Origin of the sequence: Phocaeicola sp. (assembly GCF_048170425.1) — a bacterium.
In the GTDB taxonomy this organism is placed as follows: Bacteria; Bacteroidota; Bacteroidia; order Bacteroidales; family Bacteroidaceae; genus Phocaeicola.
Genome location: NZ_DBEXBB010000138.1, coordinates 1 through 9,310, shown reverse-complemented (window position 1 = coordinate 9,310; position 9,310 = coordinate 1). Strand labels below are relative to the sequence as shown.

9 protein-coding genes are annotated in these 9,310 nt (G+C 39.7%); 5 read left to right on the top strand and 4 right to left on the bottom strand.

Annotation, left to right across the window (positions count from 1 at the left end; all coding sequences use genetic code 11):
- Positions 1-130 precede the first annotated feature (130 nt).
- The 4 genes from ACMJ0U_RS05460 to ACMJ0U_RS05445 form a co-directional block, all read right to left on the bottom strand.
- Entirely contained in the window at positions 131-928 is a 798-nt protein-coding gene (locus ACMJ0U_RS05460; protein WP_417128693.1) for a RagB/SusD family nutrient uptake outer membrane protein, read from the bottom strand.
- A gap of 10 nt (positions 929-938) precedes the next feature.
- Entirely contained in the window at positions 939-4,232 is a 3,294-nt protein-coding gene (locus tag ACMJ0U_RS05455; RefSeq protein ID WP_417128691.1) for a TonB-dependent receptor, read from the bottom strand.
- 233 nt (positions 4,233-4,465) lie between these two features.
- Positions 4,466-5,470: a FecR family protein gene (locus ACMJ0U_RS05450; protein WP_417128689.1), complete on the bottom strand. Its 1,005-nt coding sequence runs from the start codon at positions 5,468-5,470 to the stop codon at positions 4,466-4,468.
- Between the two features lie 66 nt (positions 5,471-5,536).
- A complete protein-coding gene (locus tag ACMJ0U_RS05445) occupies positions 5,537-6,145 on the bottom strand; it encodes an RNA polymerase sigma-70 factor (protein WP_417128687.1) in 609 nt (202 codons plus the stop codon).
- Between the two features lie 451 nt (positions 6,146-6,596).
- On the opposite strand from ACMJ0U_RS05445, the gene ACMJ0U_RS05440 reads away from it, so the two are divergent.
- From ACMJ0U_RS05440 to ACMJ0U_RS05420, 5 genes are all read left to right on the top strand, one after another.
- Entirely contained in the window at positions 6,597-6,917 is a 321-nt protein-coding gene (locus ACMJ0U_RS05440) for a DUF3836 domain-containing protein (RefSeq protein WP_417128686.1), read from the top strand.
- Between the two features lie 25 nt (positions 6,918-6,942).
- Complete coding sequence (locus ACMJ0U_RS05435; protein WP_417128685.1) at positions 6,943-7,812, top strand: CPBP family intramembrane glutamic endopeptidase; 870 nt, start codon at positions 6,943-6,945, stop codon at positions 7,810-7,812.
- Entirely contained in the window at positions 7,799-8,413 is a 615-nt protein-coding gene (locus ACMJ0U_RS05430; protein WP_417128684.1) for a DUF2975 domain-containing protein, read from the top strand. The genes ACMJ0U_RS05435 and ACMJ0U_RS05430 overlap by 14 nt, the downstream gene beginning before the upstream one ends.
- A 16-nt stretch (positions 8,414-8,429) precedes the next feature.
- Positions 8,430-9,077 carry a DUF2975 domain-containing protein gene (locus ACMJ0U_RS05425; protein ID WP_417128683.1) on the top strand — a complete coding sequence of 216 codons (648 nt, stop codon included), beginning with the start codon at positions 8,430-8,432 and terminating at the stop codon, positions 9,075-9,077.
- A gap of 14 nt (positions 9,078-9,091) precedes the next feature.
- Positions 9,092-9,310, top strand: a 219-nt coding sequence (locus ACMJ0U_RS05420; RefSeq protein ID WP_417128682.1) for a hypothetical protein, incomplete at its 3' end; no start/stop codon positions are given.

Sequence of the window (9,310 nt, the reverse complement as noted above, 5' to 3'; positions counted from 1 at the left end):
GACAAGACTTCATTAAGGGATCTCTTCAGCAAAACTAAATTCAATGATGTCAAAGAACAAAGCGGTCTTGATGGACCAAATTTATTTAGTGATTATAATTTTTAACTCATCCTCTAATTTTTAGTGGACACTAGTGATATTGTATATCAAAAATAACCTCTATATTATTCTCGTTTGCCTCTTCAAAAAGTCCTGCATAATCATTGTACAAATCATATACACCTAAATCTATTACTTCCTGAGCAGCACTTGCAGCTTCAGCCCATTGCTCATTATATAATAAAATACGACATTTCAATGCCAATGCAGCTCCTTTGGTTGCACGGCCGACATCTGAACCAGAATATTGACGAGGTAACACCTCCTTTGCCGCATTCAAATCATCCAACAAATACTTTAGCACATCAGCTTTCGAAGATCTAGAAACATACGCATTCTCTAAAGTCTGCGATTCCTCCACAATAGGAACATCACCGAAAAACGTAATTAAATCCGCATACGCATACGCTCTTAGGAACTTAGCTTCTGCCATCATTTGAGATTTTACAGTCTCATCTATTGCTGCATCTTTTGCATCCAACATAAATGTATTAGCACGGACAATAATCTTATAATCCTGCGTCCACCTATCGTATGCAGCTCCACTTGAAGAGTTTTGTGCCCACTCTCCAAACTCCTTTGAACCTTGCCAGGCATCCTGACAATAGGCATCATCCGACATAAAATCCAACTGAAACCAATAGGTAGAGGTAACAGGCTGCAAAGCCGAATACACCCCCATCAATGCCATTTTACACTGATTCTCATCTTGATAAAATGTAGCTGGAGACAAAGATGCTATAGGATTTCGATCTAACAAATTATCTACGCAACCACTCATAAAAATGGAACCTAAAATTAATATAATGTTTCTATATACTTTTTTCATAGCTATATAATTAAAAGTTTACATTTAAACCGACAGTATAAATACGTACTTGCGGGAATGCTTGGGCACGAGCCTCTCCTACTTCCTGCTCTGGATCAAAACCTTTAAACTTAGTAATGGTAAATACATTCTGAATATTACCATATAAACGTATCTTACAATCCTTCAAGAAAGGAATCAATTTCCTGTCAAATGTATATCCTAACTCTATATTTTTCAGACGAAGATAAGAAGCATCCTCCATATAAAAAGTAGAATATATGTTATTACGACCTGTATCCAAGGTCAAACGAGGATATTCAGCACCCTGATTTTCAGGTGTCCAACGATCCAACCACCAGCTACCACAATTTGCAAATCCACTAAATGGACAAGCAATTTCATAATAAGTATAGCCATTAATACCCTGAACACCTTGCCAGAACATTCCAAAATCAAAGTTTTTCCATTCTGCATTAAACTGCCATGCATAAGATAAATCCGGGAACTGTTTACCAATCACCGTACGGTCATTTTCCATGGTCACAACTCCATCTCCATCTAAATCCGCATATTTAATGTCACCAGGTTGGGCTGTATAATTAGACACAGATACCACTCCCTCTTTCAAAGTATATGTTCTTTGCTCATGCGGGATACTTGGATCACTGTTATTCTGCCAAGTAAAATCAGAAATTTGATAAAGTCCATCCATTTTATAACCATAGAAGGCATTGATAGCATACCCTTCCACTTGTGCCTTTGCTCCGTTAATAATAGGACTTGCTCCCTTTAAATCCGTAATCTTATTCACGATATGGGAAAGATTAACACTAGTGCGAATTGCCAATCCATTTTCAAAGTTCTTCCGGTAAGAAATCATAGCTTCCACACCTTTATTATTTACCTTTCCAGCATTCACATAAGGAGCACTTAAAGCTCCCATTGTAATGGGAATAGGAGTTTGCATCAAAATATCATCCGTGTTCTTGTTAAAATAGTCAAAGGTGAATGACAAACCATTATTTAGGGAGAGGTCAAAACCTAAGTCTGTTTGAGTTGTAGTTTCCCACGTGGTATTTTTATTAATCATACTGTTTATTGCCACACCAGACTGAAGCGTTCCACCTAAAGAATAATTTTGTCCCATTGACAATATATCACTTCCCACATAATAAGAATTAATATTTTGATTTCCCAGTCTACCCCATGAGGCTCTAATTTTCAACATTCCTAACCAATCAAATTTTTTCATGAAGTCCTCCTCTGAAATAATCCATCCAATAGAGAAAGAAGGGAAAGTTCCCCATTGATTCCCTTTAGCAAAACGAGAAGAACCATCACGGCGAATGTTAGCTTCCAACAAATAACGATTATTAAAACTATAATTAATACGGCCAAAATAAGAGCGTAAACCTAAATCATAAGCATCTGCATTATTACTCATCGTTGAAGCATCTCCTAGATTCAATATACGTTGGTCATTGTTTACAAAACCAGAACGGAAACCGCTATTCCATTTCCATTTAAAATATTCTTCAGAATAGCCTGCCATCACAGAAATATCATGTTTCCCAAATTTTTTATTATATTTCAACAAAGTCGTGAGCATCGTTTGATAATTCAAGTCATTTCTTTCCGTCAAATCTGACATAACAGACTTTGTAGAACCATCCGCATTCGCAAGAGTTACATTTGAGTGGAAAGTATTAGTATTAGCACTTTCTACATTATACCCATAAGTAAATTGGGCACTTAGCCCGTTCCAAATATTCAATTCTGCTTCAATCTGACCATTAAAAACATATCGTTCGGCCTTCGAAGTGCTTCCTTCCATAATCTCACCGTAATAGTTACGCTCTCCATTTACACTCATCCAAAGGCCATCTTCATTTTTTAATGGGAAAATAGGAGCATTACAAGCATACCATTTAGCATTCCACAATTCCGTCGGTTCACCCTTAACGCCATAGTTCCCTGACAAACGAGCCGTTACACGTAATCTCTTGTTTAACAGATAAGAGTCAATATTTGTACGAAAGTCTGTTTTTCTATAATTTGTACCTATTAAAATACCATCCTGATCTAAATAACCCAACATAATAGCATATTGAAAGGTTTCTGATCCTCCAGTTACATTCAAACGATGATTCTGCATGGTTGCTTTATCATAGTATACATCAAAGTAATTAATACTAGGATACATAGGATCCGTACCGTCTTTATATTTCTGAATCTGCTCTGGAAGATATTTTTCCTGTTGCCCAGAGTTCAAACACGCTTCATTATATAAAGTAGTATATTCATACGAATTCAAGGTTTTAGGCAATGCCGTAGCTTCCTGTACACCAAAATATCCATTATAGGACAGACTCACCTTACCTGTTTTTCCCTTTTTAGTCGTAATAAGCACCACTCCATTTGCTGCACGATTACCATATATAGCAGCAGACGCAGCATCCTTCAGAACCGAAATAGAACTTATGTCTGCAGCATCCACATCCGACATACTTCCAGGAAATCCATCAATCAAAACCAATGGATCACTGTTATTCAATGTTCCCACACCACGAATATTAATTACAGCGCCATCAGCACCTGGCTGTCCTGATTTCTGCAATGCATAGACACCTGATACTGTACCTTGCAAAGCATTACTGGCATTGGTTATCGGACGATCTCCTAAATCTTTCAATGAAACGTTACCTACAGAACCCGTTAGATTAACCTTTTTCTGCACTCCATATCCTACAACCACAACCTCTTCCAAAGCCTGAGTATCTTCTTTTAATACAACAGAAAGCAATTTTCCAGATACAGATTTAACTTCTACAGAAGAATAACCTATATAAGAAACATTCAATATACTCCCCAAACTTGCTTCTAAGATAAAATTACCATCAAAATCTGTAATTGTACCATTGGACGTTCCTTTTTCTTTCACTGTTGCCCCAATAATAGGATCTCCATTTATATCTATTATTTTCCCTTTTACTTCAATCTTCGCATCAGAAACATTACTTGGTACTTTCTGTACTATAATCTTTTTCTCCTTTATCTCATAATTCAATCCATCTTGCCCTTGAAGAATCTGTTTTACAGCTTCCTCAATACTTGCATTCTGTACTGAAACAGACACACGTTTCTGCGTGTTCACATCAACGGATGAAAACACAAACGAATACCCGGACGACTTCTTCAACTGTTCCATCGCCTCCTTCACCGTCACATTACCGGTCTTTAGTGTAATATTCTGAGAAAATACCGATAAGTTCAGGCAAAGCGCTGCCGAGGCTATTAACATAGCCTTATTGAAATATCTCATAATTCTGTTGATTTTTAATTAAATAACTAAAAGTAAGAATTGTAAGAATCGAAGAATACCTATCTTTGCGGCATCTTTGATTCAAGTTTTATGCCCTATGCAAAAGACTTGTAAGCCTGCAAGGAAGATGTGCCCGCATCTTCCTTGTTCTTTTATGTCTTTGCCTTATGGGCCTCTCAGCCGGAAGATTCTTTTCTCATGGTGTTTCTCTTTTTTAAGGTTTGACAAATCAGTTAATAAAGAATGTATTTTTCATTTTCGTATCGATACTTCATGCGATTGGTCGAAGCAATAGTTTCCAGTACTTCCTCTATGGTATTGCCCATCACCTTAAAGCAACCGTAAAAACGACGGTTCTCCAGGCTGTCGGCTATCTCAATCCGTACGTCATAGCTTCGCATCAGTTTCTTGGCAATATCTTTCAGTAATTCTTCATCAAAGAACAATTCATCGCAGGTCCAAACCATGGAATTCTCTGCACGGCTTTTCGATTTTTTCATCGCTCCCGTACGCTTGTTCAGCACCATCTTCTCATTAGGAGAGAGATATAAGTCTGACATGGATTTCAAACTATTATGCAAGGCAACCTTTCCCTCCAATAGACTTACCGTCACTTCTTCATCATCCGAGTAGTTCTTGAAATTGAACTTGGTACCCAATACACGTAAGTCTACTTCATGCGTATGTATTTCAAAAGGAAGGTCTTGGTTATGAACCACCTCAAAATAACCTTCTCCTTCCAGACTGAGCTGACGGTTATCCATGCCAAATCCCTGCGAATAGGTGATTTTGGAACCGGCATTCAGCCACACTAACGTACCGTCCGGCAAATACAGCTTGGTACGTGCTCCCAACGGAGCTTCTACTACCATATCCGAAAATGTCTGACGAAGTGTTTCCTGCCCTTTCCAGTAACCAGCCAGCGGAAGCAACACAATCAGTATCACGGCTGCCACCCGGTAGAAGGTCTTCCATGGGAAACGGTACACTTTCGGCTCTTTATTTCCGATTCGTTTCTGGAAACGGGCAAAAGCTTCTTCTTTATCAAACACCTTATCTTTTGCAGCTACTCCCGATGAAAACCAGACCTCTATCTGATTGCGGACATACATACGGTTCTCGTCCGACTGCTGACTCCAGCTTTTCAATTCCTGAAAAGCATCTGCCGTCAGGCTACCGGAAAGGTATTCCGCAATCAACTGATCAATCCGTTCATTTTTCATTTCTTCGTGCTGCATAATTTGCTGTGTTTATAAGTAAGACAAAAAAGAGAAAAAAGAGGGTAGTCAAAAAAGAAGATTTTTTCAATTTCCCAAGAAAATATACCACACAAGAAGTTTCAGATAGCCTGACATACGCTTCTGAAGAAATGCTAATGCATTCTTTATGTGATACTTAACTGTGTTAACAGAGATATTCAGCTCGCGGGCTATTTCTTCATATTTTTTCTGCTCAAAGCGACTTTTCTTGAAAACCATACGACATTCTTCCGGTAGGGTCTCAATACAACGCTCGAGTTCTTCCTCAAGTTCCTGCTCCAACAGATAACCTAACGGATGGTCTTTCTCTACAAATAAGGTATCCAGAAATTCCGCATTCTCAGGAAGAGAAAAAGAGGAAAAGTGCAATTCTTCACGGTGTGTAAGCGAATTCAGTTCATTCAAACAACGGTTGCGAACCGATTTCATCAAGTAAGCTCTCAATGAATAAGTGATTTCCACCTCACATCTATGCTCCCACAAATAAAAGATGGCATCATCTACCACCTCCTCTGACAAAGATGCATCATGAAGATATAAATCAGCAAAACGGCAAAGAGGAACATAATGCCGCTCATAAATGCATCTGAAAGCAGACTCATTTCCACATCGCAGTTCTTCTATCAGTTGTTTTTCCGTCATAACTCGATTCATACTCAGCAAATTTAGAGATTTTCTGTTTATCTGCATGATTTTCCTTCATTATTTAATTTAGAAAATGGTGCATCAATAAACAGAAAATGTCTTGAAATATTCTATATCTCACAACCCAAAACCCTACGTTTCCCTACCCGAGAACATACGGTTCCGCCTTGAAAAACGTACGTTTCCCGTACGCAAAACATAGAACATATAAATTCATCCTCCAATCTACACAATGGGACTTTCCTGTTTATCCCTATACCACCTCACAATACCTGAATTCAGTTTCATCAGACAAGATTTTCCTCGAAAAGGCAAATTTTTATCGTTTTTCGATAAAATATTTCTGTTTTTCTTTTGCAGTTCAAAAATAATATCTACATTTGCATATCGAAAAACGATAAATATTTATCGAATATAAGCGCAAACAAACACTATTATTTACACACAAACACGTACAATTATGAAAAAGACATTCACAAAAAAGACACTGGTAGCAGGAATCGCTGCTGCATTGATGACATTGACAGCCACAAATGTAAACGCAAAAGAAACCTTCATTTACGGACAGAACCAGCAAAGCCTGATTGTTTCTACCTTGAATGAAGACGGCAAAACACTTACTCCCAAGTGGAAGTACGAATACCAGTACGACACGTTGGGAACTATGACCGAGAAAAAAGCTTACCGCTGGGATGCAGAACAAATGAACTGGACACCAGCTTATCTGCTGACCTGGGGAGCTGAGGGACCAGTCCTTCAGAAGCTTTCTAGAAACAAATAAACTAACCACTTAAAACGCACACATTATGGGACGCACTATCAAATTATTACTGTATTTCTTCGCTTACCAATTAGCTTTCATGGGAGTAGCCATCTGTGGATACATGTTGTATCAAGGCAGTTATGAAGTTCCACAGACGCCCGACAGTCTTTATACAAACCTTATCATGCTGGCACAAATCCTCTCTACCGCTGCGGTAGGTATCCATTTGCTGGTGGGGAAATATGTGGGACTGGACCAGAAGACTTGGGGGTATCACAGCTCACCCAAATTGTTAGCTACCTCAGTGGTATTCATTGTAGCGATGGGCTTATGGACCAACTACTTTAATGAGCTGGCCGACTTACCTAACAACATGCAGGAGGCGTTCGAAATGATAATGCGTAACCCACTGGGCATCATTGCCGTGGTCATCATGGCTCCTATCGTAGAGGAACTGCTGTTCCGTGGAGCCATTCAAGGACACTTACTCCGCAAATGGAAACATCCGGCAGGAGCCATCGTAGTTTCGTCATTGATTTTCGGAATAGTACATGGCAACTGGGTACAGGCGCCGTTCGCCTTCGTGACTGGCTTGGCACTGGGATGGATGTATTATCGCACAGGCAGTCTGTTGCCCGGCATCCTGATGCACTTTGTCAATAACAGTGCAGCCGTGCTTTCTTTCTTATTAGCTGACGACCCGAATGCCACCATGGTTTCTACTTACGGACAAACGGGAGCAGCTCTTATGGCGACTGGAGGAATAGTTCTTACCATCATCTGTGTGCTGTTCATTCAAAAGAAACTGGTTCCACAGCCGGCAGTATGGCATCAGCCTGCCCAGACAGAAGCTATCGAAATAGAGAACAATACATTATCTTCACAAACACATTCACACGATGAAAACATTTAAAATCATTGGATTAATAGCCCTATTAATCGTGCTTTTTGAGTTCATAGGCGGCTTTAATGACGGCTGGAACGATGTAGATAAACTGGCTCCCATCAGTATAGAATCTACAAATCCGGTTTTTGACAAGGTAACCGCAACTACCTTCGATGTATTGCCCGATTCAGCCATACAAGCAGCCAACTCGCAAACCGGTACAGCTGTTCCCACCGGATTCATGCAATGCCATTCGTACATCGTACTCAGCGGACTGACAAATTTCACTTATATACTGCTTGGAATCACAGGACTGGTCTCCGTTTATGGACTTTACAACCTCATCCGTCTGTTTATCTCTATCATCCGCAAAGAGGTTTTTACATCCATCAACATCCGACGGATACGGTGGGGAATTTATCCTCCTATTGCCTATCACTTGGTTAAATATTTCCTTGACTGGAGTGAAACCCGTGATGCCATGGCGCAACTTACGATTCCAGGGTACACCATCCAGCCCGCATCTCCTTTTGAATTCAGTTGGATAGGTATATTGTTGCTGATACTTCTCACGGAAGTATTTGTAGTAGCGGTAAAACTGAAACAAGAAAATGATTTGACCATTTAAAATCCTCATCTGCATTATGAAAAAGAGACTGAATATATTCTGTGTATGCATGATTGCTGCTTTCCTGTTGTCCGTTTCCGGAAATGTGTACTTAATCATAGCAATGTTTGTAAACGGAATAGAAGTAGGCATGAAAGCTGCACAAGGAGAAATCACTGAAATACCCCAGTATAAAATGGTACACGTCTTGCCTACTGACATGATGGAAACGACCGGAACAGTCACCAACTTGAAAGACGGCAGACAACTGGCTGTCAAACCAATTACGGCACTTGTGGAATGCCCCTACTCCCATTCCAGCCATGGCTTTGAAGTGCTGCAAGGACTCATCGGTTTTATTGTCATTATCGGATTTGTCTATGCCACTGTTTATTTCGCCAAGCTGATGATACACATCAACCGGAACATCGTGTTCGACTGGAGCAACGTAAAACACCTGCGCCGCGTAGGATGGAGCCTGACAGGAATGTGTGCGCTTTCTTTTATTAGTGTCTGGATTTCAAACCACCAGCTTGCACAATGCATTGAACTGGCAGGAAGCAAATTGAATATATTAGTTGCCTTCTCTGATTCCACACTGATTTTAGGCTTTATCGCCCTCTTAGCCTCAGAAGTGTTTGCCATCGGCTTGCGGTTGAAAGAAGAGAATGAATTGACTATTTAATTTTGAATGGAAAGATGAAAACTATTAATACTAAATGGAAAGCAGCAGCAGGCATCATTTTGACCATGATACTTGCCTTGATGCTACTGACCATCATTTACTGGTTGTTCATCGAACAACAGATAGAGACACGTTCCCACCGTGTGTTAGTCATGATGGGAATGATTTATGGTGGAATGTATCTGCACCGTGTATTGATAAAACGCTATACTTGCTGGTGGGATATAGTGACA

What these genes read in the sequence shown, in the direction of transcription:
- ACMJ0U_RS05445 (WP_417128687.1), bottom strand. Translation starts at nt 6,145, where the DNA reads ATGAATCGAGTTATGACGGAAAAACAACTGATAGAAGAACTGCGATGT.
- ACMJ0U_RS05460 (WP_417128693.1), bottom strand. Translation starts at nt 928, where the DNA reads ATGAAAAAAGTATATAGAAACATTATATTAATTTTAGGTTCCATTTTT.
- ACMJ0U_RS05455 (WP_417128691.1), bottom strand. Translation starts at nt 4,232, where the DNA reads ATGAGATATTTCAATAAGGCTATGTTAATAGCCTCGGCAGCGCTTTGC.
- ACMJ0U_RS05440 (WP_417128686.1), top strand. Translation starts at nt 6,597, where the DNA reads ATGAAAAAGACATTCACAAAAAAGACACTGGTAGCAGGAATCGCTGCT.
- ACMJ0U_RS05430 (WP_417128684.1), top strand. Translation starts at nt 7,799, where the DNA reads ATGAAAACATTTAAAATCATTGGATTAATAGCCCTATTAATCGTGCTT.
- ACMJ0U_RS05425 (WP_417128683.1), top strand. Translation starts at nt 8,430, where the DNA reads ATGAAAAAGAGACTGAATATATTCTGTGTATGCATGATTGCTGCTTTC.
- ACMJ0U_RS05450 (WP_417128689.1), bottom strand. Translation starts at nt 5,470, where the DNA reads ATGCAGCACGAAGAAATGAAAAATGAACGGATTGATCAGTTGATTGCG.
- ACMJ0U_RS05435 (WP_417128685.1), top strand. Translation starts at nt 6,943, where the DNA reads ATGGGACGCACTATCAAATTATTACTGTATTTCTTCGCTTACCAATTA.